This is a genomic window from Streptomyces sp. NPDC101110 (assembly GCF_044759525.1).
In the GTDB taxonomy this organism is placed as follows: domain Bacteria; phylum Actinomycetota; class Actinomycetes; order Streptomycetales; family Streptomycetaceae; genus Streptomyces.
This window is the reverse complement of sequence record NZ_JBIVZM010000006.1, coordinates 573,439-594,550: the sequence shown is the minus strand read 5'-3', so window position 1 is coordinate 594,550 and position 21,112 is coordinate 573,439. Positions and strand designations below refer to the sequence as shown.

Here is a 21,112-nt window from a genome sequence, read left to right as displayed (position 1 = left end):
ACCGCGCCCGCCGCGGCCCACCCACGGCTCGGGCTCACCCCCCACACTCCTCCTCCGCGCCCCTGGCCCGTCGTATCCCGCAGCGCGGCGGCCCGGGGGGGGGGGGGGGCGCCGCCCCCCCCCCCCCCCCCCCCCCCCCCCCCCCCCCGGTCTTTCACCTGAGGGGTACTCAGGAGTCAGTGGCCGATCACGATTTGACCTGCGTCGTGACCAGGTTGGAGAAGGTGGTCAGCCGGGTGTAGACACCCGGGTAACCGGCCTGGGCGCAGCCCTCGCCCCAGGAAGTGATGCCTGCCAGGACGCCCCCGATGAGCAGGGGGCCGCCGCTGTCGCCCTGGCAGGTGTCCACGCCGCCGGAGGTGTATCCGGCGCACACCATGTCGCTCTTCACGTAGTCGGAGCCGTAGGAGCTTCCGCAGCTGGAGTCGGACACGGTCGGTACGGTCGCGGTGCGCAGCTGGTTGGAGGAGCTGCCGTTCGAGGCGGTGGTGCCCCAGCCGAGGATGCGGGCAGTGGTGCCGGCCGCGTACACCGAGGTCTGGGAGGCGGAGACGTACTTCGCCGGGGTGTACGGCATGGACGTCGACAGCGTCAGCACGGCCACGTCGTCGCCGTTGCTGACGTCGGTGTAGCTCGGGTGGACCCATATCTTGCTGACTCTGGCGACCGTGCCGTTGGCGCCGTTGAGGTAGGTGCGGCCTCCGACGACGCGCACGCTGCCGGCGGTCTCGCCGACCATGCAGTGCGCGGCGGTGACGACCTTCGTGGGCGAGACCAGCGTGCCGCCGCAGAACTGGTTCTGCGAGGCGTCCGTGATCTGCATGACGAACGGGTACGCGGACGCCGTGGTGGTGGTGCCCCCGACGATCGGCTGCGGTGCGGCGACGGCCGAGGGTGCGGCGAGCAGCGCGGTCGTGGCGGCGGCGGCGGTCGCCGCGGCGACGGCGGCAAGCTTCTTGGCAGCGTTGAGCCCGAACATGGGTCTCCTTGGGGAGTTGCCGGTGGGGGGTCGCGCGGGTGGTGGGGAACGGGGACCCTGACGCCTTTGTTCGGATCTCCGTGTGCCCGGCGAGCGGCACGCCCCAAAGCTAGAACCCCGCGGGCGGCGCCCCCAATGAGGGAACCCCCTAAGGGAGTTGGGCAGGGATAACCCTCGGTCGGGCCCCGTAAACCCAGGTGGGTCAGGTCGGGCGGCGGCCCGCGGCCAGCCGGACGATGTCCACCCGGGAACGGATGCCGAGCTTGCGGTAGACCCGGGTGAGGGTCGCCTCGACCGTCTTGACGCTGATGAACAGGCGGGCCGCGATCTCCCGGTTGGTCGCGCCCTCCATCACCAGCGAGGCGACCTGACGCTCCATCGCGGCGAGACCCTCCAGCGCGTCCAGGGCGACCGGCGGCGCGGTGGCGGCCGGTGCCACCGCCGCGGGGCCGGCGGTGGCGGCCGCGTCGACCTGCCGCAGCCAGGGCAGCGCGCGGCAGCGCCGGAACAGCCGCGCGGCCTCGTCGTACGACGCCGGTCCCGGCAGCGGCCCGGACCCCGGACGGGGGGCGGCGGCCGCCTGGGCGCGCAGGCGGGCCAGGGCGAAGGCGGCCCGGGCCTCCTCCAGGCCGTACCCGAGCCGCCCGAGCCGGTCCTGCACGGACATCAACCGGGCGAGGGCGGCCTCGTGTTCGCCCCGTGCGGCCCGCACCAGTGCCTCGGCCCGGTCCAGGACGGCCAGCACACTCTGCCGGCCGAGCCGCAGCGCGTGCGCCCGGGTGGTGTCGATGACGTCCTGGGCCTCGGCGGGCTCGCCGATGCGGACCAGCGCCTCGGCGAGGTCGCCGTGCCAGCGGCCGCGCCCGGGGTCGTTGATGCCGAGACCCTGCTCCAGCTCCCGCACCCGGCGCAGGGAACGGACGGTGGCGGCCGGGTCGCCGGCCACCAACTGGGCGTAGCCCAGCGCCGCGAGGGCCCGCGACAGGTACATCTGGTCGCCGTCGACCTCCGCGTGGTCCGCAGCCTCGCGGGCGAGGGCCAGGGCCCGGTCGACATCCCCGGCCGAGGCCTCGGCGAGCGAGGCAAGCATGGCCGAGGCGCCCTCGCCGATCCCGGAGTCCCGCGCCAGCCGCAGACTCTCGCGGGCCAGGTCCAGGGCCCGGCCGCAGTGCCCGGAGCGCAGCTCGGTGTCGGCGAGGAAGCGCAGGAAGTGCACCTCGCTCTCGACCATGCCGCGCCGCCGTACCTCACGCAGCAGCGCGGTGATGGTCGCCCGCGCCTCGGGCAGCTGGTCGCTCATGATCAGCCAGCGAAAGCGGGCCGACCCGGCGCCGTTGTGGTGGCAGGCCACATAGGGGTCCTGGGGCTCCTTGAGGGCCCGTTTGACGGTCACGGGGGCGTCCGGGTGGCCCATCAGGGTCTCGGTGGAGGCCTGGAAGGACAGCGCCATCAGCTCGGTGCGCCGGTCCCCGCCCCGTGCGGCCAGCTCCGCCGCGTGCGCGGCCTCCTGCCGGGCCTCGGCGAAGTCGCCCTCGACGACCAGGCCCCGCCAGGCCAGCTGGTAGTGGACCTGGGCGAGCAGGCACGGGTCGTCGCCGGCGTCGGCCAGGACCTGCGGGAAGACGGCGTCGACCTCGCCGAGGGCCTGGCCGGCCGCCTCGATGACCACCATCCAGGCCCGGACCCGCTCGGCCGGCACGGTGGCACGCGTCAGTACGTCGCGTGCGATGTCCCGGGCGAGATCGGCCTCGCCGGCGGTGATCGCGTCCTCGGCGGCCTGCAGACGCCGCTCGTCGGGGCCGGGAGTGCTGTCGGCCGGGGTGTGCCGGGCGGACAGCAGCCCGAGCGAGGCGGCGACGGACGGGGCCCCGCGGTCCCGGGCCAGCGCCCCGGCCTCGGCGAGCCGGGCCGCGACCTCCGGGTCGGTGCCGGTGGTCGCCAGGGCCAGGTGCCGGGCCCGCTCGATGGGGTCGGAGGCGGCCGTGGACAGCGCGGCGTGCACGGCCCGCCGCTCCTGCGCCGGGGCCTCCGCGTAGAGCGCGGCCGAGATCAGCGGATGCGCGAACCGCAGGGCCGGCGCCTCGGGGTCCGTGGCCAGCAGCCCCAGGGCCGCCGCCTGGGCCGTCTCGGCCTCGGCGTGCTCCCGCCCGGCCGCGTGCAGCAGCGCCACGGTGGGACGGGCACCGGCGCTGGCCACGAGGAGGGTGCGGCGCGCCTCGTCGGACAGCATCTCCAGCCGGCTCAGCACCAGGGCCCGCAGCGACGTGGGCACCGGCAGCGGTTCGCCCGGCCGGGGCCGGGCGGGGCTCTCGGCCAGGGCCCGGCCCAGCTCCAGTGCGAAGAGCGGGTTGCCGCCGCTGGTGCGGTGGATGTCGCGGACGGTGGACCGGGACAGGGGCGTGTAGCCGCGGTGGTCCAGCAGCGCGGAGACCTGTGTGCGGGTCAGCGGGCCCAGCCGCACCGCGAGGGTGTCCGGCGGCGACGCGGGCAGGTGACGGTCGTACTCCTGTCCCTCGGTCCGGACCGCGCACAGCATCTGCACGGGGGTGTCACCCAGCCGGCGGGCCGCGAAGCCGAGCAGTTCCGCACTGGCGGCATCCAGCCACTGCAGATCGTCGGCGACCACCAGCACCGGCCTCTTCGCGGCGAGGACACGCAGCGCCGACAGCACCGCCAGGCGCAGCGCGAGCCCGTCCCGCTGGAGCGTGGACTCGCCGCGGCCGGTCAGCGCCGATTCCAGCGCCGTGCGCTGGGCGCCGGGCAGCGCACCGGACACCTCGTCCAGGACCAGCCCGAACAGATCGGCCAGCGCCAGGAAGGGCAGGTGGGATTCCGACTCGGTCGCCGAGCAGCGCAACACCGTCCGGTCCGCGCCGCCGTAATCCGCGGCCAGCGCCCGCAGGACGGTCGACTTTCCAATTCCGGCCGGGCCGTGGAGCAGCACACTGCCCCCTCGGCCGAGCTGATCACGGGCCGACGCGAACAGCTCCTCCCGGCCGATGACCTGGTCGGGGCGGCTTCTGGGAGGCTCCTGGAAGTCCCGTCGTGCGGTCACCGCTCCCCTCCCTGTGTCGTGTCCTGGCCAATATTAGGCAACAGTTCTTTGAATTTCGGAGGGACGACCTCGTGAGGGAAATAACAACATGTGACGGCGGGAGAATTCTCCGGACTCCCGAATGCCCCGGAAGACCGGGTCGGCGCCCTCTCGGGGCCCCCTCGGCCCAGCGCTCGTGCAGGCATCAGAAAAATCACCACAAACCTACGGCAACCACCCCGATCGGCGCGCGGCGACCACGGCCTCGCCACGGGTGCGGGCCCGCAGCTTCCGCATGGCCGAGCGCAGATACCCCTTGACGGTCTCCGGCGTCACGCCCAGCCGCTCCGCGGCGACCGCGTTCGTCGCTCCCGCCGCCACGCACGCCAGCACGTCCACCTCGCGCGGCGCGAGCCGGACCCGGGGCGGCCCGGCGGGCTCGTCCGTCAGCAGCGCACACGCGCCGAGCAGCTCCGCGCGCAGCTCCGGGTCCACGATCCGCGTGGCCAGTGCCCTCAGGGCCGCGTGCGCCTCGCGCACCCGCTCCCACCCCGGGCCCGCCCCGGCCGCGGCGGCCAGGGTGCGGGCCTCGTCCCGGACCACCAGCGCCCGCTCGACGTCCCGCGCCGCCTCCACGGCCGCGTCGAGCATCCGCCCGCCCATCGGCAGGGCCGTGCGCAGCGCCCCGTACAGCACCCCGCGCACCCGGTGCCGCACCACCACCGGCACGGCCAGCACCGAGCGCAGCCCCTCCGCGCAGACCGGGGCGTCGTACTCGTGGCTGATCTGCCGTGACATCGAGTAGTCGGTCACCACGCACGGCCGGGCCAGCGCGACCGTCTTGCCGCCCAGACCGGTGCCGGACGTCACCACCAGCGACCGCAGGGCGTGCGTCGCCGTGCCGCTCAGTTCGCTGATGCGCATCTGCTGCCCGGCCTCCATCAGGCCGCCGAAGGCGACGGGCAGGCCGGTCCCCCGGCGCAGCCGCAGCAGCGCATCGCGTATCTCGACCGCGTCGGACGCGTCCGTCGTCACCTGATCGCCCCTTCACTACGGCTCCTGTGCGGGCGCACCCCCCGTTCGGGGGTAGTGAGACCTGCATCACGGATTACACGATGGCTCAGAGCCGCCCGGCAATGGTCCGGCACCCAGGAGGACAGATGACATCGGCGACGGAGCTGTTCCGCGACGCGCGGGATTTCCTGCTCGAACACCGCGAGGACTACCCGACCGCCTACGAGGGCTTCCGCTGGCCCCGGCCCGAGTACTTCAACTGGGCGCTCGACTGGTTCGACGAGATCGCCGACGGGAACGCCCGCACCGCCCTGCACCTCGTCGAGGAGGACGGACGCGAGACCCGGCTGTCCTTCGGGGAGATGTCGGTGCGGTCGGCTCAGTTCGCCACCTGGCTGCGGGAGCGGGGCGTGCGCGCCGAGGACCGGATCCTCGTGATGCTCGGCAACCAGGCCGAACTGTGGATCACCGCCCTCGCCGCGATGAAGCTGCGCGCGGTGGTCATCCCGGCCACCCCGTTGCTCGGCCCGGCCGACCTGCGCGACCGCGTCGAGCGCGGCCGGGTGCGGCACGTCATCGCGCGTGTGGCGGACACCGGCAAGTTCACCGAGGTCCCCGGCGACTACACCCGCATCGCCGCGGGCGACGCCGGTGCCGTGCCGCACGGCTGGCTGCCGCTGGACGACGCCTACGGCGCCTCCGCGGACTTCGCCCCCGACGGCCCCACCCGGGCCGACGACCCGTTGATGCTGTACTTCACCTCGGGCACCACCGCCCGGCCCAAGCTCGTCGAGCACACCCACACGTCGTACCCGATCGGCCATCTGTCGACCATGTACTGGATCGGCCTGCGACCCGGCGACGTGCACTTGAACATCTCCTCACCCGGCTGGGCCAAGCACGCCTGGTCCAATCTCTTCGCCCCGTGGAACGCCGAGGCGACGGTCTTCCTGCACAACTACACGCGTTTCGACGCCGTCCGTCTCATGACCGAGATGGACCGGGCGGGTGTCACCACCTTCTGCGCCCCGCCGACCGTGTGGCGCATGCTCATCCAGGCCGACCTGACGCAGCTGCGCACCCCGCCCCGTGAGGTCGTCGCGGCCGGCGAGCCGCTGAACCCGGAGGTCATCGAGCAGGTCCGCCGGGCCTGGAACATCACCATCCGGGACGGCTTCGGCCAGACCGAGACGGCCGTCCAGGTCGCCAACAGCCCCGGCCAGCCACTCAAGACCGGCTCGATGGGCCGGCCGAGCCCCGGTTACCGTGTCGAACTCCTCGACCCCGTGTCCGGCGCGCCGGGCGCGGTGGAGGGCGAGATCGCGCTGGACCTGTCCGACCGGCCCGTCGGGCTGATGACCGGCTACCACGGCGACGCGGACCGCACGGCCGAGGCCATGGCCGGCGGCTACTACCGCACGGGCGACGTCGCCTCCAGGGACGACGAAGGGTATCTGACGTACATCGGCCGCAGCGACGACGTCTTCAAGGCCTCCGACTACAAGATCAGCCCGTTCGAGCTGGAGAGCGCGCTGCTGGAGCACGAGGCGGTCGCCGAGGCGGCGGTCGTGCCCGCCCCCGACGAGCTGCGGCTGGCCGTCCCCAAGGCCTACGTCGTGCTGGCCGAGGGCTGGCAGCCCGGCCCCGACACCGCCAAGGTCCTGTTCGAGCACTCCCGCGAGGCGCTGGCCCCCTACAAGCGCATCCGCCGCCTGGAGTTCGGCGAGCTGCCCAAGACCGTCTCGGGCAAGATCCGCCGGATCGAGCTGCGTGAGGCCACGGCCGCCGGGTCGGACGCCGAGTACCGCGAGGAGGACTTCCGGTGAACTCCTACAGCCACGGCACCGGCGCGACGGCGCTGCTCGGCGACACCATCGGGGAGAATCTGGACCGGGCCGTGGCGGCCTGGCCGGGCCGTGAGGCGCTGGTCGACGTGCCGTCCGGCCGGCGCTGGACGTACGCCGAGTTCGGCGCGGCGGTCGACGAACTCGCCTCCGCCCTGCACGCCTCCGGCGTCGCCAAGGGCGACCGGGTGGGCGTCTGGGCCGTCAACTGCCCCGAGTGGGTGCTCGTCCAGTACGCCACCGCCCGCGTCGGCGCGATCATGGTGAACATCAACCCGGCGTACCGCACCCACGAGGTGGAGTACGTCCTGAAGCAGGCGGGCGTGTCCCTGCTGTTCGCCTCCCTGCGGCACAAGACGAGCGACTACCGGGCGATGGTCGAACAGGTCCGGGGCGGACTGCCGGAGTTGCGGGAGGTGGTCTACTTCGACGACCCCGGCTGGCAGGCGCTGCTGGAGAGGGCGACCCCCGACGCCACGTACGAGGAGCTCTCCTGCGACGACCCGATCAACATCCAGTACACCTCGGGCACGACCGGCTTCCCGAAGGGCGCGACCCTCTCGCACCACAACATCCTCAACAACGGTTACTTCGTGGGCGAGTCGATCGCCTACACCGAGCAGGACCGGATCTGCATCCCTGTCCCCTTCTACCACTGCTTCGGCATGGTCATGGGGAATCTGGCCGCCACCTCGCACGGCGCCTGCATGGTCGTCCCGGCCCCGTCCTTCGACCCGAAGGCCACCCTGGAGGCGGTCCAGCAGGAGCGCTGCACGTCCCTCTACGGCGTTCCGACCATGTTCATCGCGGAGTTGAACCTCCCCGACTTCGCCTCCTACGACCTTTCCTCCCTGCGTACCGGCATCATGGCGGGCTCGCCCTGCCCGGTTGAGGTGATGAAACGGGTGGTCGCCGAGATGCACATGGCGGAGGTGTCCATCTGCTACGGCATGACCGAGACGTCCCCGGTGTCGCTGCAGACCCGGCGGGACGACGACCTGGAGCACCGCACCGGCACGGTCGGCCGGGTCCTGCCGCACATCGAGGTCAAGGTCGTCGACCCCGCCACGGGCGTCACCCAACCGCGCGGGAAGGCGGGCGAGTTGTGCACCCGCGGCTACAGCGTGATGCTCGGCTACTGGAACGAGCCGGAGAAGACCGCCGAATCCGTCGACGCGGGCCGCTGGATGCACACGGGGGACCTCGCCGTCATGCGCGAGGACGGCTACGTCGAGATCGTCGGCCGCATCAAGGACATGATCATCCGGGGCGGGGAGAACATCTATCCCCGCGAGATCGAGGAGTTCCTCTACGGCCACCCCAAGATCCAGGACGTGCAGGTCGTCGGCGTCCCGCACGAGCGCTACGGCGAGGAGGTCCTGGCCTGCGTCATCGCCCGCGACCCGGCGGACCCGCCCACCCTTGAGGAGCTGCGGGTCTTCTGCGAGGGGCAGTTGGCGCATTACAAGGTCCCGGCCCGGGTGCGGATCCTCGACTCCTTCCCGATGACGGTGTCCGGGAAGGTCCGCAAGGTGGAGCTGCGGGAGAGGTTCGCCGACGGCTGAGGGACGTGCCGGTCACAGCGGCGCGCGCATGCACAGCCGTGGCCAGAGGTCGAGGCCATGTGCCGCCTCCGCCGCGCGGATCTCGCGGAGCCCGGGCGTGAGGTCCTCCCCGGGCACGGGCCGGAAGCCGAGGCGGGCGTAGTACGGGGCGTTCCACGGGACCTCCGCGAAGGTGGTCAGCGTCAGGGCCGCCAGGCCCTCCTCGCGGGCGCGGTCGGCGGCGTGGGCCAGCAGGGCGCGCCCGATGCCCTGGCGTGCGGCGCCCGGGTGGACCGAGACCTGCTCGATGTGCAGGGCGCCGTCGACGGGTTCGGCGAGGAGGTAGGCGACCGGGCGGTCCCGCTGGTCGGCGGCGACCCAGCAGCGGCCCGCCCGGCGGTAGCGCTCCAGTTCGTCCAGGGCGGCCGGTTCGTCGTCGGCGATCTCCGGCATGCCGAGGTCGCGGAAAAGGGCACCGGCGGCCCGTTCGATGTCCCGCAGAGCGGGGAGTTCGGCCGGGGTCGCGAGGCGGATGCGCATGCGGTGAGTATGCGCTGCCCGGGCGTGTTCAGGGGGCCCGGTCCCCGGCGCCGGAGGCCGCCAGGGCGTCCGCCGGGGCGTTCACCGGCCGCGGTGTGCCGGTGAGGTCGAGGACGAACAGGGCGACACCCAGGGCGTCGGCGCGGGCCCGGGCTTCGTCCGCGTACCCGGCGAGGGAGAAGTAGAGGCCCTCCACGGACTCCGTCATCGCCGTCAGCCACAGGCATTCGACGTCCCGCGGGGTCGCCGGGCGTATGGCCGGATCCACCTGTGCGACGACACCGCGGGCGGCGAGTCCGATGCCGGAGGGCGGACGCTGGTCGGCCCTGCGGACACCCCGGTAGCCGAGCCAGCGCAGGTACAGGGCGGTGGCCGTGACGGCATCGCGCGCCGTACGGATGGTGACGGAGGGGAACGGGGGCCGGGCGGCCGGGGTGGCGGGCCGGACCGTGTCGGCCTCCGGGACCGGCGTGACCTCCGGGACCGGGGTGACCTCCGCGCCGGGCGTGCCGTCACGATTGGCAGCGCTCTCTCCGTCCTCCATCACCGCCACCCGCAGCACCACCCCGCACGCGCACCCCACCTCGGGGCGCGGCCACTCCCCGCGCCGTCCGCAGGAGCCGCACCGCACCGTCACCCAGTCGTCCTGCCAGACCCGGTGCGCAACGGGCGTCGCCGTGCCGTCCCGGTCGAGGCGCGGGGAGACCGGCGCGCCGCACACGCACGGGTACACCGGTGGCGTGCAGCGGTGCTCGCGGCGGCAGGTTGGGCAGCGCACCGAGGCGGTCTCGGCCATGGCACTCCAGAACCGTGTCGTAGCGGGACGGCGTGAACATCGTGCCCCCTGCGGCCCCGCCCTGTCCGGCGCTTTCCGTCTCTTGACGCCCTTCGCCCGCCCCGCATACATTAATTCCAGATCGTAGAAAACAATTTCCGCAATACGGAATTGCTCACCGCGGGGCGCGACGGGAGTGCGAATCCGACAGCCGAAGCAGGAGTACTCGATGGCTCGAATGACCGCTGCCCGCGCGGCAGTTGAGATCCTCAAGCGAGAGGGCGTCACCGACGCGTTCGGTGTCCCCGGCGCGGCGATCAACCCGTTCTACGCGGCGCTCAAGGCCTCCGGCGGCATCGCCCACACCCTCGCCCGGCACGTCGAGGGCGCCTCGCACATGGCCGAGGGCTACACCCGGACCCACCCGGGCAACATCGGCGTCTGCATCGGCACCTCCGGCCCGGCCGGCACCGACATGATCACGGGTCTGTACTCCGCGATCGGTGACTCCATCCCGATCCTGTGCATCACGGGCCAGGCCCCGACCGCCGTGATCCACAAGGAGGACTTCCAGGCCGTCGACATCGCCTCCATCGCCAAGCCGGTCACGAAGATGGCCGTCACGGTGCTGGAGGCCGCGCAGGTCCCGGGCGTCTTCCAGCAGGCCTTCCACCTGATGCGCTCCGGCCGCCCCGGCCCGGTCCTCATCGACCTGCCGATCGACGTGCAGCTGACGGAGATCGAGTTCGACCCGGAGACGTACGAGCCGCTCCCGGCCTACAAGCCCGCCGCGAGCCGGGCCCAGATCGAGAAGGCCCTCGGGATGCTGAACGCCTCCGAGCGGCCGCTGATCGTCGCGGGCGGCGGCGTCATCAACGCCGACGCCGCCGAACTCCTCGTCGAGTTCGCCGAACTGACGGGCACTCCGGTCGTCCCGACCCTGATGGGCTGGGGCCTGCTGCCCGACGACCACGAGCTGAACGCCGGCATGGTGGGCCTGCAGACCTCGCACCGCTATGGCAACGCGACCTTCCTGGAGTCCGACTTCGTCCTCGGCATCGGCAACCGCTGGGCCAACCGCCACACCGGCAGGCTCGACGTCTACACCGGCGGGCGGACGTTCGTGCACGTCGACATCGAGCCCACCCAGATCGGCAAGATCTTCGCCCCGGACTACGGCATCACCTCGGACGCCAAGGCGGCCCTCGAACTGTTCGTGGAGGTCGCCGGGGAGCTGAAGGCGGCCCGTAAACTGCCCGACCGCTCCGCCTGGGCCGCCTCCGCGCAGGAGCGCAAGGCGACCCTCCAGCGCCGTACGCACTTCGACGACATCCCGATCAAGCCGCAGCGCGTCTACGAGGAGATGAACAAGGCCTTCGGTCCGGAGACCCGGTACGTCTCCACGATCGGTCTCTCGCAGATCGCCGGCGCGCAGATGCTGCACGTGTACCGGCCCCGCCACTGGATCAACTGCGGTCAGGCCGGCCCGCTCGGCTGGACCATCCCGGCCGCGCTGGGCGTGGCCAAGGCCGACCCGGAGGCCTCGGTCGTGGCCCTCTCCGGCGACTACGACTTCCAGTTCATGCTGGAGGAACTGGCCGTCGGCGCGCAGCACCGGATCCCGTACGTCCACGTCCTGGTGAACAACTCCTACCTGGGACTGATCCGGCAGGCGCAACGGGCGTTCGAGATCGACTTCCAGGTCAACCTGGAGTTTGAGAACCTCAACTCGCCCGAGATCGGCGTCTACGGCGTCGACCACGTCAAGGTCGCCGAGGGCCTCGGCTGCAAGGCGATCCGCGTCACCGACCCGGCCGAGCTGGGTGCCGCCTTCGAGCAGGCCAAGAAGCTGGCCGCGGAGTACCGCGTCCCGGTCGTGGTCGAGGCGATCCTGGAGCGCGTCACCAACATCTCCATGTCGACGACCAACGACATCGGCAACGTCGTGGAGTTCGAGGAGATCGCCACCGAGCCCGGCCACGCGCCGACCTCGATCAGGACGCTGAAGGTCTGACACCCGCGCAGCACAAGGGGCGGCCCGTCCGGAAGGACGGACCGCCCCTTCTGCGTCCCCCTGGGCCCTGCCGGGACCCTCAGTCCTCGCCGCCTCCGCCTCCGCCGCAGTGGTGGACGCCCCCACCGACGCCGCCCGTGGTGCGCGGCTTGTGCTGGGGGAGGTCCGGGCCGCCCACCTCGGCCCGGCGGACCAGACCCGCCCGCAGGGCGAAACGCGGCATCAGCAGCCGCAGGGCCGCCTCACCGTGCAGGGCGACCAGCAGCAGCCGCTCCCGGTCGGTCAGGCCGTGCCGGCTCGCCGGCAGGGGGTGCTCGTTCCGCAGGTCCCGGACGTGACGGCGGGCGGCTCGGGTCGCGCCGAGCAGGGGATAGCGCAGCAGGCCCGCCCGCGCGAGCGGGATGCGCATGACGGCCACGGCGAGCCGGATGTCCGGATCCTTCACCAGGGCCCTGGGAGCCACGGGCTCGCGCAGCAGGGCTTGCACCGCAACCGCCAGGGGAGAGGGCGGCCGCGCCGCCTCCACGGCGTCCGCGGCACCCGCGCGGATCGTCCCGGGCAGGTCCGGCTCCGCCAGGCGCCGCAGGTACAGCTCCACCACGGCGACGGTGACGGCGGCCCGCGGGCCGTCCCCCAGCAGTGCGATCTCGTGCGGCTCCAGCCGGACCGCCGCACCGTCGCTCATGGCTTCACCCCCGCACGGGGCCCGCCGCCCCCGTGCCGACGGGCCCCGTGTGAGGAGAATGTGCCCGGCCCCGGGGGCGGTTGAAGCCCCCGGGGCCGGGTTCAGAGGTTCATTTGAGGGTTCCGTACGGGCTGTACGACCGGTGCCGTAGGCGCGCTCACGCCTCGTGGTGCTCCGACAGCCCCGGCCAGTCGTCCGGACCGCCGCCCTGCCACTCGACGAGGTCGCTCTCCGCGACGTCGGTGACGTACAGGTCGGCCAGGCGCAGGATCTCGGCGACGTCATCCGTGTGGGTGGCGACGCCCAGCGGCTCCTCGCCCAGGGTGACCCGGCGGGAGCCGTCCAGGGCGGGGGCGTGGACCACGACGTGCGGTTGCTCGGTGGGAGGTGCCATGCCTTCAGGCTGCTGCGAACGGGACGGTTCCGCACCCCGAGGGCGGGCCGGCCGTCCGGCGGCGCGAGGCTGGGCGCGACAGGACGTTCGCGCCGCCGGACGGGGTCGGGGGAGAGGGGTGAGTGGTGCTGGGACCGCGGCGGGTGCGACGGGCCCCGGGGCCGGCTTCGCTCAGGTCGAGAAGCCGGTCCGGGCCTTTCACCACCGCACTGGCTCGCACGCCGCCGCGGTCCGCGCCCTGACCGTGTCCGTGCCCGGGTGACCACCCCTCATCCGGGTCTCCCCGGGCGGTCGGGCACGGTCAGGGAGTTCAGTCCTCGCGCAGGGCGCGGACCGCCTCCTTCACGCGCCGCCCGTACTCGGGGTCGGCGGCGTGGAAGTGCGCGAGGTTCTTCTCGATCACGTCGTCGCGGGAGACCTGGGACAGGCCCCCGGCGATGTTCGCGACCAGGCGGGACTTCTCCTCGGCGGACATCAGCCGGTACAGCTCGCCCGCCTGGAAGAAGTCGTCGTCCTTGGTGTGCGCGGGCGCCTCGTGGGTGCCGGTGTGGCCGGAGACCGCCAGCGGCGCCGACAGCGGACGGCCGGTCTGGACCGGGCCGTCGTAGGAGTTCGGCTCGTAGTTCTTGGCGTACCGGCCCTGTGCGTTGGACGCCATCAGGCCGTCGCGGCCGTAGTTCCGCGCGGCGGTGGCCTTCGGCGCGTTGACGGCCAGCAGCGTGTGGTTGACGCCCAGGCGGTAGCGGTGGGCGTCCGCGTAGGCGAACAGCCGGCCCTGGAGCATCTTGTCGGGCGAGGGACCGATGCCCGGCACGAAGTTGTTCGGGGAGAACGCGGCCTGCTCGACCTCCGCGAAGACGTTGTCCGGGTTGCGGTCCAGCACCAGCCGGCCCACCCGCCGCAGCGGGTAGTCCTGGTGCGGCCACACCTTGGTCAGGTCGAACGGGTTGAAGCGGTAGTCCGCCGCCTCGGACGCGGGCATGATCTGGGCGTACAGCGTCCAGGACGGGTGCACACCCCGCTCGATGGCCTGGAGCAGGTCCGTCTGGTGCGAGGCCGGGTCCCTGCCCGCGATCTCGGCGGCCTGCTCGCTGCTCAGGCAGCGGATGCCCTGGTTGGTCTTGAAGTGGTACTTGACGAAGAACGCCTCGCCCCGGCTGTTGGTCCACTGGTAGGTGTGCGAGCCGTAGCCGTTCATGTGCCGGTACGAGGCCGGGATGCCGCGGTCGCCCATCAGCCAGGTCACCTGGTGCGTGGCCTCGGGGGAGTGCGCCCAGAAGTCCCAGACGTTGTCCGGCTCCTGACGGCCCGTGAACGGATCGCGCTTCTGTGAGTGGATGAAGTCCGGGAACTTGATCGGGTCCTTGATGAAGAACACCGGGGTGTTGTTCCCGACGAGGTCGTAATTGCCCTCCTCGGTGTAGAACTTCACCGCGAAACCGCGCGGGTCACGCACCGCGTCCGCGCCGCCGAGCGAGTCGGCCACGGTGGAGAAGCGCAGGAACACCTCGGTGCGCCTGCCGACCGCGGAGAGGAAGTCGGCGTGGGTGAAGTCCGTGACGTCGTCGGTCACTTCGAAGTGGCCGTACGCACCCGAGCCGCGGGCGTGCACCACACGCTCCGGGATGCGCTCGCGGTTGAAGCGCGCCAGCTTCTCCAGCAGATGCTGGTCCTGGAGCAGGAGCGGGCCGCCGACACCGGCGGTGGCGGAGTTCTGGTTGTCGGCGACGGGGGCGCCGGACTCGGTGGTGAGCACGCGCTGCGACATCGTGACCTTCCGTACGAGAGGGCAGCGGAAACAATTTTCCGCTTTGTGGAGCCTAGGGTCGGGGCGAGCGGAGCGTCAACAGTTTGTTGAAGTGGTGGGTATGGCTGGTTCCGGGCGGCGCCGCCCCTTTGGGCGCGACAGGACAGTTGTCAGCGGCGGCGCCGCCCGGGGATCGGGGACCCCCGGGCCTACGAGGGTCGGGGGAGGGTCAGACCTGGGCGCCGGAGAGCCGCTCCACGGCCCGCAGCAGCGCCGAGTGGTCGAGGCCGCCGTCGCCCTGCGCGCGCAGGCTCGCGACCAGCTGGGCGACCACGGCACCGACAGGCAGGGCCGCGCCGACGTTGCGGGCGGCGTCCGTGACGATGCCCATGTCCTTGTGGTGCAGGTCGATCCGGAAGCCCGGCTTGAAGTCCCGGCCGAGGAAGTTGTCCTTCTTGCGGGTCAGCACGGTCGAGCCGGCGAGTCCGCCGCCCAGCACGTCCAGGGCCGCCTTGAGGTCCACGCCGGACTTCTCCAGGAAGACCACGGCCTCGGCGCACGCCTGGATGTTCACGGCGACGATCAGCTGGTTGGCGGCCTTCACGGTCTGACCGGAGCCGTGCGGCCCGCACAGCACGATGGTCTTTCCGAGCGCCTCGAAGATCGGCTTCGCGGTGTCGAAGTCGGCCTGCTCGCCGCCCACCATGATGGACAGCACGGCCTCGATCGCACCGGCCTCGCCGCCGGACACCGGGGCGTCCAGCACGCGGATGCCCTTGTCCGCGGCCGCCTTCGCCAGATCGACCGACGTCTGCGGCGTGATCGAGGACATGTCGATCAGCAGCGCGCCGGACCGCGCGTTCTCCAGGATGCCGTCGGGGCCGTAGGCGATGGCCTCGACCTGCGGGGACGCCGGGACCATCGTGATGACGACATCCGCGTCCTGTACGGCCTCGGCGATCGAGGGGGCGGCGGTGCCGCCGGCGGCGGCCAGGCGGTCCAGCTTGTCCTGTTCCAGCGTGTAGCCGGTGACCTGGTAGCCAGCCTTGATCAGGTTCTCGGACATGGGGGAGCCCATGATGCCGAGTCCGATCCAGGCGACCTTGGGGAGTGTGCTCATGACGGTGTGCCTTTCGGATACGGGGTCAGCGGGACAGCCAGTCGAAGGCCTCGGCGCTCGGGCGGTCGCCCGGCTTGTACTCGAGGCCGACCCAGCCGTCGTAGCCCGCCTTCGTGAGCTGGTCGAGGAGGTCTTCGAGGGGCAGCGCGCCCGTGCCGGGAGCGCCGCGGCCCGGGTTGTCGGCGATCTGGACGTGGCCGGTCTTCGAGGCGAACCGCTCGATCACCGTCGGCAGGTCCTCGCCGTTCATGGACAGGTGGTAGAGGTCCATGAGGAAGCGCGCGTTGCCGAGCCCCGTCGCCTCGTTGACCTTGTCGACGACCTCGACGGCGGCGGGCGCGGACACCAGCGGGTACAGCGGCGACTCGGGCTTGTTCAGCGCCTCGATCAGCAGGATCGCGCCGATCCGGTCGGCGGCCCGGGCGGCGAGAGTCAGGTTCTCCAGCGCGAGCGCGTCCTGTTCGGCCGGGGCCACGCCCTCGACGCGGTTGCCGTACAGGGCGTTGAGCGCCGTGCAGCCCACGGAGGCGGCAAAGCCGGCGGCCACGTCGATGTTGGCGCGGAACCGCTCCGACTCCGCACCGGGAAGGGACAGGGCGCCGCGGTCAGGGCCCGGGAGCTGCCCGGCGTAGAAGTTCAGGCCGGTGAGCCGGACGCCCGCTTCCTCGATCGCCCGCTTCAAGGCGTCGAGCTCGGACTGCTCGGGGACCGGTGCGTCGACCCAGGGCCACCACAGTTCGACCGCGGTGAAGCCCGCCGCGGCGGCGGCCGCGGGACGCTCCAGGAGGGGGAGCTCCGTGAAGAGGATCGACAGGTTGACGTTGAAGCGCTGGTCTGCGAATCCCATCGGGGCGGCGCTCCCTTCCTTGTCTTCGGTGGTGCGTCTTCGGTGGTGCTTGCCTTCAGCAGTCACGTATTCCGTATTGCGGAATCTTATTTCTGCTTAACGGAAGATTGCCTGCGGGGTGCGAGGGCTGTCAAGAGGGGCTGCCGGAAAGTCCGTCCCGCGCGTTAGGTTGAGCGCGTGCGACTGAGAGTGGAGTTCACGACCGAGCCGTTCGACCTGGACGAGGCCCCCGCGCACGCGGTGGTGGCCCGCGAGGTCGTGGAGGCCGCCGAGCTGGACGCCGTCGACGTGGGCCCGTTCGGCAACACCGCGGAGGGTGGTGCCGACGCGGTGCTCACCGCCGTGGACGCCCTGCTCCGCAAGACCCTGGAGGCCGGTGCCACCCGCGTCTCGCTCCAGATCAACGTGGTCGAGGAGGGAGGGGCGTGAGCGGCGCAGGGGACGAGCCGTTCATCGCGGCCGTGAAACCCCTGGTCGACGCGATGGGCGGCGAGATGATCCCGCCCGACGAGGCCGGTCCCGACGACGTCGTTCTGGCCTGGGAGGGCAGGGACGCCGTCGCCGTACGGCTGCCGCAGCTCGCCGACTCCCTCGACCACATCCTGGCCGCCATGGAGCGCCGCAAGGGGATGCCGCTGGCCGACCTCGACCGCAGGGCCAAGCAGGAGGTCGTGCGGATACTCGAGGCGCGTGGCGCCTTCTCCGTGCGGCACGGGGTGGAGACGGTGGCGAGCGCCCTCGGCGTCAGCCGCTTCACCGTCTACAACTACCTCAACCGCGAGAAGGGGGCCTGACCGCACCGCACCGCACCACGGTTCACCCGCACCGCACCCGGTCCGGTTTCGTGGAACTGAATTTTCAACAAACTGTTGACGTGCTGTCGCGGGAGGGCGTTAGCTATCGGCACGCCCGTTCAGCACGAAGGCCGAATCCGGCCACGGAGGCTCCCGTGACTTCCACTTCCACGCCGCCGGGCCTGGCTCGGTTCAACGCCCTCGAGGAGCACGCGGCCCGCACCGCGCTCCACGAGGCGTGCGCCTCCACGGCGTGGGCGCAACGCCTGCTGGCCACCCGCCCCTACGCCACCGCCGAGGACCTGTACGCCGCGAGCGACGCCGCCATGGCGGAGCTGACGGCCGCGGACCTCGACGAGGCGATGGCCGGCCACCCGCCCATCGGCCGCCCCGAGCCCGGAGACCCCACCTCGGCCCGGGAGCAGCGCGGCATGGCCGGCGCCTCCGACGCGCTCAAAGCGGAGATGCTGGAGCTGAACCTCGCCTACCAGGAGAGGTTCGGCCATGTCTTCCTGATCTGCGCCACCGGCCGGACCGGCGAGCAGATGCGCGACGCGGTCAGGGAACGGATCGGCAACACACCGGAGCGGGAGCGGGAGATCGTCCGCACCGAACTGGGGAAGATCAACCGCATCCGCCTCGCCCGGCTCGTCGAAGAGGAAGCCTGACCCCATGAGCACCAGCACCACCGCCTCCGTGTCCACGCACATCCTGGACACCAGCGTCGGCCGGCCCGCCGAGAGCGTCGCCGTCCGGCTCTCCGCCCGCGCGGGCCGCGAGGCGGCCTGGCAGGAGCTCGGCGGCTCCGCCACCGACGCGGACGGCCGGTGCAAGGACCTCCCGGCGCTGCCGGAGGGCACCACCCATGTACGGCTCGACTTCGCGGTGGAGCCGTACTTCGAAGAATCTGCGAAGAAGCAAGCCGATGCGCAGCAGGACGCCCCCGCGAATCGGGACAGCGGCGCCGGTGTGTTCTTCCCGGAGGTGGCGATCACGTTCGCCGTCGTGCCGGGCGAGCACTACCACGTACCGCTGCTGCTCAACCCGTTCGGCTACTCCGTTTACCGAGGGAGCTAGCTAAATGACCGTCAATTCCCGCCCTGCCCGCCCGGTGATGCTGGGACAGAACCAGTACGGCAAGGCCGAGAACCGAGTCGTCAAGATCACGCGGGACGGCGCCACCCACCACATCAAGGACCTCAACGTCTCCGTCGCGCTGAGCGGCGACATGGACGAGGTCCACTACTCCGGCTCGAACGCCAACGTCCTGCCGACCGACACCACCAAGAACACGGTGTACGCGTTCGCCAAGGAGCACTGCATCGAGTCGGCCGAGCAGTTCGGCATCCACCTCGCCCGGCACTTCGTCACCAGCCAGGAGCCGATCCACCGGGCCCGGATCCGCATCGAGGAGTATGCCTGGGAGCGGATCGAGGCCTCCGACGCCAACTCCCGGTTCATCGGCGCCGACGAGGTCAAGCACTCCTTCGTCCGCAAGGGCCAGGAGACGCGGCTCACTCAGATCACCTACGACGGTGAGCGCTGGGAGGTCGTCTCCGGTCTGAAGGACCTCGTCGTCATGAACTCGACCAACTCCGAGTTCTGGGGTTACGTCAAGGACAAGTACACGACGCTGAAGGAGGCCTACGACCGCATCCTGGCCACCGAGGTCTCCGGCCGTTGGCGGTTCAACTGGACCGACGACGAGCAGCGCATGCCGAACTGGGAGAAGTCCTACGAGCAGGTCAAGAAGCACATGCTCCAGGCTTTCGCCGAGACCTACTCCCTCTCGCTCCAGCAGACGCTGTACCAGATGGGTGCGCGGATCATCAACCACCGCAGCGAGATCGACGAGGTCCGCTTCTCCCTCCCGAACAAGCACCACTTCCTGGTGGACCTGGAGCCGTTCGGGCTGAAGAACGACAATGAGGTGTACTACGCCGCCGACCGCCCCTACGGCCTGATCGAGGCGACGATCCTCCGGGACGGCTGCGAGGCGAAGATCCCCGAGGACCTCACCAACCTCTGAGGTTCCCTCTTTCGGCACCCGTGGCCGGGGAACCCTCCTCCCGGCCACGGCACTCAAAACTTCCAGGGTCCTGCCGTGCCCTCTCCATCACAGCGCAAAGGACGAACCATGGCAGCAGACCGGCGCATCGTCATCGAGAACTGCGCGATCGCGACCGTCGACGGACACGACACCGAGTACGCCTCCGGGCACGTCGTCCTCGCCGGCAACCGCATCGAGTCGCTCGGCGCGGGCAGGGCCCCCGAGGGTCTGGAGAACGTGGCACGCCGCATCGACGCCTCCGGCCACCTCGTGACTCCCGGCCTGATCAACACCCACCACCACTTCTACCAGTGGATCACCCGGGGCCTGGCCACGGACCACAACCTCTTCAACTGGCTCGTCGCGCTGTACCCCACCTGGGCGCGCATCGACGAGCCGATGGTCCGCGCGGCCGCCCAGGGCTCGCTGGCGATGATGGCCCGCGGCGGCGTCACAACCGCCATGGACCACCACTACGTCTTCCCCCGGGGCTCCGGCGACCTCTCCGGCGCGATCATCGGCGCCGCCCGCGACATGGGCGTCCGCTTCACCCTCGCCCGCGGCTCCATGGACCGCAGCGAGAAGGACGGCGGCCTGCCCCCGGACTTCGCCGTGGAGACCCTCGACGGTGCGCTCGCGGCCACCGAGGAGACCGTGCGGCGGCACCACGACTCCTCCTTCGACGCCATGACCCAGGTCGCCGTCGCGCCCTGCTCGCCCTTCTCCGTCTCCACCGAACTGCTCCGCGACGGCGCCCAGTTGGCCCGCCGCCTCGGCGTCCGCCTCCACACGCACGGCTCGGAGACCGTGGAGGAGGAGAAGTTCTGCCACGAACTGTTCGGCATGGGCCCGACCGACTACTTCGAGTCCACCGGCTGGCTCGGCGAGGACGTGTGGATGGCGCACTGCGTCCACATGAACGACTCCGACATCGCCGCCTTCGCCCGGTCCCGCACCGGCGTGGCGCACTGCCCCTCCTCCAACGCCCGCCTCGCCGCCGGCATCGCCCGCGTCCCCGACATGCTCGCGGCCGGCGTCCCCGTCGGCCTCGGCGTCGACGGCACCGCCTCCAACGAGTCCGGCGAACTCCACACCGAGCTGCGCAACGCCCTCCTCATCAACCGCCTCGGCGCCCACCGGGAAGCCGCGCTGAACGCCCGCCAGGCCCTGCGCCTCGGCACGTACGGTGGCGCCCAGGTCCTGGGCCGGGCCGCCGAGACCGGCTCCCTGGAGCCCGGCAAGCTCGCCGACCTCGTGCTGTGGAAGCTGGACACGCTCGCCCACGCCTCCATCGCCGACCCGGTGACCGCCCTGGTCTTCGGCGCGGCCGCCCCGGTCACCGCGTCCTTCGTGAACGGCCGGCAGATCGTCGAGGACGGGCGGCTCCTCACGGCCGACGAGGACGCCATCGCCCGCGCCACGCGGGACGAGGCCCGGCGGCTGGCGAAGATCGCCGCCGAGGCCTGAACACCCGGATGACTCCGGCCGGGAGGGACGGCTCCCGGCCGGTGGCCGTGAACCCGAGCGGGGTGCACGGCGGTCGTCTCCGGGGTGCGCGTGAACACGCGCGCCCCGGAACGGCCACCACCGTCCGCCGCACATCCGGTCCCTCCCCCAAGCTCTCGGCTTCGCTCGAGCAGGGAGGTGCCCCCCATGACCACCCGCACCACCTCCCTGACACCCACGGCGGCCCTCGGGCACAGCCGTGTAACCGACCGGAGGGACGCCGCC

19 protein-coding genes are annotated in these 21,112 nt (G+C 71.9%); 9 read left to right on the top strand and 10 right to left on the bottom strand.

The features are described 5' to 3' along the window. Window positions 1–187: 187 nt before the first annotated feature. The 3 genes from ACIQU3_RS17915 to ACIQU3_RS17905 all read right to left on the bottom strand — a co-directional run bounded on the left by ACIQU3_RS17915 (window position 188) and on the right by ACIQU3_RS17905 (window position 5,048). The gene (locus ACIQU3_RS17915) at window positions 188–979 is read right to left on the bottom strand and encodes a S1 family peptidase (protein ID WP_403926143.1); all 792 of its coding nucleotides are present in this window, start codon (window positions 977–979) and stop codon (window positions 188–190) included. A 202-nt stretch (window positions 980–1,181) separates the two neighbouring features. Continuing rightward, complete coding sequence (locus ACIQU3_RS17910; RefSeq protein ID WP_403926140.1) at window positions 1,182–4,034, bottom strand: AAA family ATPase; 2,853 nt, start codon at window positions 4,032–4,034, stop codon at window positions 1,182–1,184. 204 nt (window positions 4,035–4,238) lie between these two features. After that, window positions 4,239–5,048: a response regulator transcription factor gene (locus ACIQU3_RS17905; RefSeq protein WP_403926137.1), complete on the bottom strand. Its 810-nt coding sequence runs from the start codon at window positions 5,046–5,048 to the stop codon at window positions 4,239–4,241. Window positions 5,049–5,173: 125 nt separating this feature from the next. On the opposite strand from ACIQU3_RS17905, the gene ACIQU3_RS17900 reads away from it, so the two are divergent. Together ACIQU3_RS17900 and ACIQU3_RS17895 are read left to right on the top strand one after the other, a co-directional pair. Then, on the top strand, window positions 5,174–6,853 hold the full coding sequence (locus ACIQU3_RS17900; protein WP_403926134.1) for an AMP-binding protein: 1,680 nt from the start codon (window positions 5,174–5,176) through the stop codon (window positions 6,851–6,853). After that, window positions 6,850–8,436 carry an AMP-binding protein gene (locus ACIQU3_RS17895; RefSeq protein WP_403739478.1) on the top strand — a complete coding sequence of 529 codons (1,587 nt, stop codon included), beginning with the start codon at window positions 6,850–6,852 and terminating at the stop codon, window positions 8,434–8,436. Before ACIQU3_RS17900 ends, ACIQU3_RS17895 begins: the two co-directional genes overlap by 4 nt. A gap of 12 nt (window positions 8,437–8,448) precedes the next feature. Here the strand turns inward: ACIQU3_RS17895 and ACIQU3_RS17890 are convergent, their stop codons facing one another. Continuing rightward, window positions 8,449–8,955, bottom strand: coding sequence for a GNAT family N-acetyltransferase (locus tag ACIQU3_RS17890; RefSeq protein WP_403739476.1), 507 nt, complete (start codon window positions 8,953–8,955; stop codon window positions 8,449–8,451). Between the two features lie 28 nt (window positions 8,956–8,983). Next, entirely contained in the window at window positions 8,984–9,751 is a 768-nt protein-coding gene (locus tag ACIQU3_RS17885; protein WP_403739473.1) for a hypothetical protein, read from the bottom strand. Window positions 9,752–9,959: 208 nt separating this feature from the next. Between ACIQU3_RS17885 and gcl the strand changes: the two genes are divergently transcribed. Beyond that, entirely contained in the window at window positions 9,960–11,744 is a 1,785-nt protein-coding gene (gene gcl / locus ACIQU3_RS17880) for a glyoxylate carboligase (protein WP_403926131.1), read from the top strand. 79 nt (window positions 11,745–11,823) lie between these two features. Here gcl and ACIQU3_RS17875 read toward each other — a convergent pair whose 3' ends face one another. The 5 genes from ACIQU3_RS17875 to ACIQU3_RS17855 form a co-directional block, all read right to left on the bottom strand. Beyond that, window positions 11,824–12,429, bottom strand: coding sequence for a TIGR04222 domain-containing membrane protein (locus ACIQU3_RS17875; protein ID WP_403739466.1), 606 nt, complete (start codon window positions 12,427–12,429; stop codon window positions 11,824–11,826). Between the two features lie 157 nt (window positions 12,430–12,586). Next, on the bottom strand, window positions 12,587–12,823 hold the full coding sequence (locus ACIQU3_RS17870; protein ID WP_167526512.1) for a hypothetical protein: 237 nt from the start codon (window positions 12,821–12,823) through the stop codon (window positions 12,587–12,589). A 310-nt stretch (window positions 12,824–13,133) separates the two neighbouring features. Further along, entirely contained in the window at window positions 13,134–14,591 is a 1,458-nt protein-coding gene (locus ACIQU3_RS17865; RefSeq protein ID WP_403739463.1) for a catalase, read from the bottom strand. 208 nt (window positions 14,592–14,799) lie between these two features. Next, window positions 14,800–15,690: a 2-hydroxy-3-oxopropionate reductase gene (locus ACIQU3_RS17860; RefSeq protein ID WP_403739460.1), complete on the bottom strand. Its 891-nt coding sequence runs from the start codon at window positions 15,688–15,690 to the stop codon at window positions 14,800–14,802. 25 nt (window positions 15,691–15,715) lie between these two features. Then, entirely contained in the window at window positions 15,716–16,537 is an 822-nt protein-coding gene (locus tag ACIQU3_RS17855) for a TIM barrel protein (RefSeq protein ID WP_403739457.1), read from the bottom strand. Between the two features lie 177 nt (window positions 16,538–16,714). On the opposite strand from ACIQU3_RS17855, the gene ACIQU3_RS17850 reads away from it, so the two are divergent. From ACIQU3_RS17850 to ACIQU3_RS17825, 6 genes are all read left to right on the top strand, one after another. Beyond that, on the top strand, window positions 16,715–16,966 hold the full coding sequence (locus ACIQU3_RS17850; protein WP_403739453.1) for a thiamine-binding protein: 252 nt from the start codon (window positions 16,715–16,717) through the stop codon (window positions 16,964–16,966). Beyond that, window positions 16,963–17,331 carry a helix-turn-helix domain-containing protein gene (locus ACIQU3_RS17845; protein ID WP_189593286.1) on the top strand — a complete coding sequence of 123 codons (369 nt, stop codon included), beginning with the start codon at window positions 16,963–16,965 and terminating at the stop codon, window positions 17,329–17,331. Before ACIQU3_RS17850 ends, ACIQU3_RS17845 begins: the two co-directional genes overlap by 4 nt. Before the next feature lie 155 nt (window positions 17,332–17,486). Further along, the gene (gene uraD / locus ACIQU3_RS17840) at window positions 17,487–17,999 is read left to right on the top strand and encodes a 2-oxo-4-hydroxy-4-carboxy-5-ureidoimidazoline decarboxylase (RefSeq protein ID WP_403739450.1); all 513 of its coding nucleotides are present in this window, start codon (window positions 17,487–17,489) and stop codon (window positions 17,997–17,999) included. A gap of 4 nt (window positions 18,000–18,003) precedes the next feature. Then, window positions 18,004–18,408 (top strand): hydroxyisourate hydrolase, encoded by a 405-nt coding sequence (gene uraH / locus ACIQU3_RS17835; protein ID WP_403739447.1) that lies wholly within the window; start codon window positions 18,004–18,006, stop codon window positions 18,406–18,408. Between the two features lie 4 nt (window positions 18,409–18,412). Further along, window positions 18,413–19,360: a factor-independent urate hydroxylase gene (pucL, locus tag ACIQU3_RS17830; protein ID WP_403926128.1), complete on the top strand. Its 948-nt coding sequence runs from the start codon at window positions 18,413–18,415 to the stop codon at window positions 19,358–19,360. 108 nt (window positions 19,361–19,468) lie between these two features. Continuing rightward, window positions 19,469–20,848, top strand: a complete 1,380-nt coding sequence (locus ACIQU3_RS17825) for an 8-oxoguanine deaminase (protein WP_403739441.1) — start codon at window positions 19,469–19,471, stop codon at window positions 20,846–20,848. Window positions 20,849–21,112: the final 264 nt, after the last annotated feature.

Bases quoted from the DNA above. Each gene is read 5' to 3' on its own strand.
- uraH (WP_403739447.1), top strand. From the start codon at position 18,004: ATGAGCACCAGCACCACCGCCTCCGTGTCCACGCACATCCTGGACACC.
- ACIQU3_RS17890 (WP_403739476.1), bottom strand. From the start codon at position 8,955: ATGCGCATCCGCCTCGCGACCCCGGCCGAACTCCCCGCTCTGCGGGAC.
- ACIQU3_RS17875 (WP_403739466.1), bottom strand. From the start codon at position 12,429: ATGAGCGACGGTGCGGCGGTCCGGCTGGAGCCGCACGAGATCGCACTG.
- ACIQU3_RS17860 (WP_403739460.1), bottom strand. From the start codon at position 15,690: ATGAGCACACTCCCCAAGGTCGCCTGGATCGGACTCGGCATCATGGGC.
- ACIQU3_RS17825 (WP_403739441.1), top strand. From the start codon at position 19,469: ATGGCAGCAGACCGGCGCATCGTCATCGAGAACTGCGCGATCGCGACC.
- ACIQU3_RS17855 (WP_403739457.1), bottom strand. From the start codon at position 16,537: ATGGGATTCGCAGACCAGCGCTTCAACGTCAACCTGTCGATCCTCTTC.
- ACIQU3_RS17885 (WP_403739473.1), bottom strand. From the start codon at position 9,751: ATGGCCGAGACCGCCTCGGTGCGCTGCCCAACCTGCCGCCGCGAGCAC.
- ACIQU3_RS17870 (WP_167526512.1), bottom strand. From the start codon at position 12,823: ATGGCACCTCCCACCGAGCAACCGCACGTCGTGGTCCACGCCCCCGCC.
- gcl (WP_403926131.1), top strand. From the start codon at position 9,960: ATGGCTCGAATGACCGCTGCCCGCGCGGCAGTTGAGATCCTCAAGCGA.
- ACIQU3_RS17900 (WP_403926134.1), top strand. From the start codon at position 5,174: ATGACATCGGCGACGGAGCTGTTCCGCGACGCGCGGGATTTCCTGCTC.
- ACIQU3_RS17865 (WP_403739463.1), bottom strand. From the start codon at position 14,591: ATGTCGCAGCGCGTGCTCACCACCGAGTCCGGCGCCCCCGTCGCCGAC.
- pucL (WP_403926128.1), top strand. From the start codon at position 18,413: ATGACCGTCAATTCCCGCCCTGCCCGCCCGGTGATGCTGGGACAGAAC.
- ACIQU3_RS17915 (WP_403926143.1), bottom strand. From the start codon at position 979: ATGTTCGGGCTCAACGCTGCCAAGAAGCTTGCCGCCGTCGCCGCGGCG.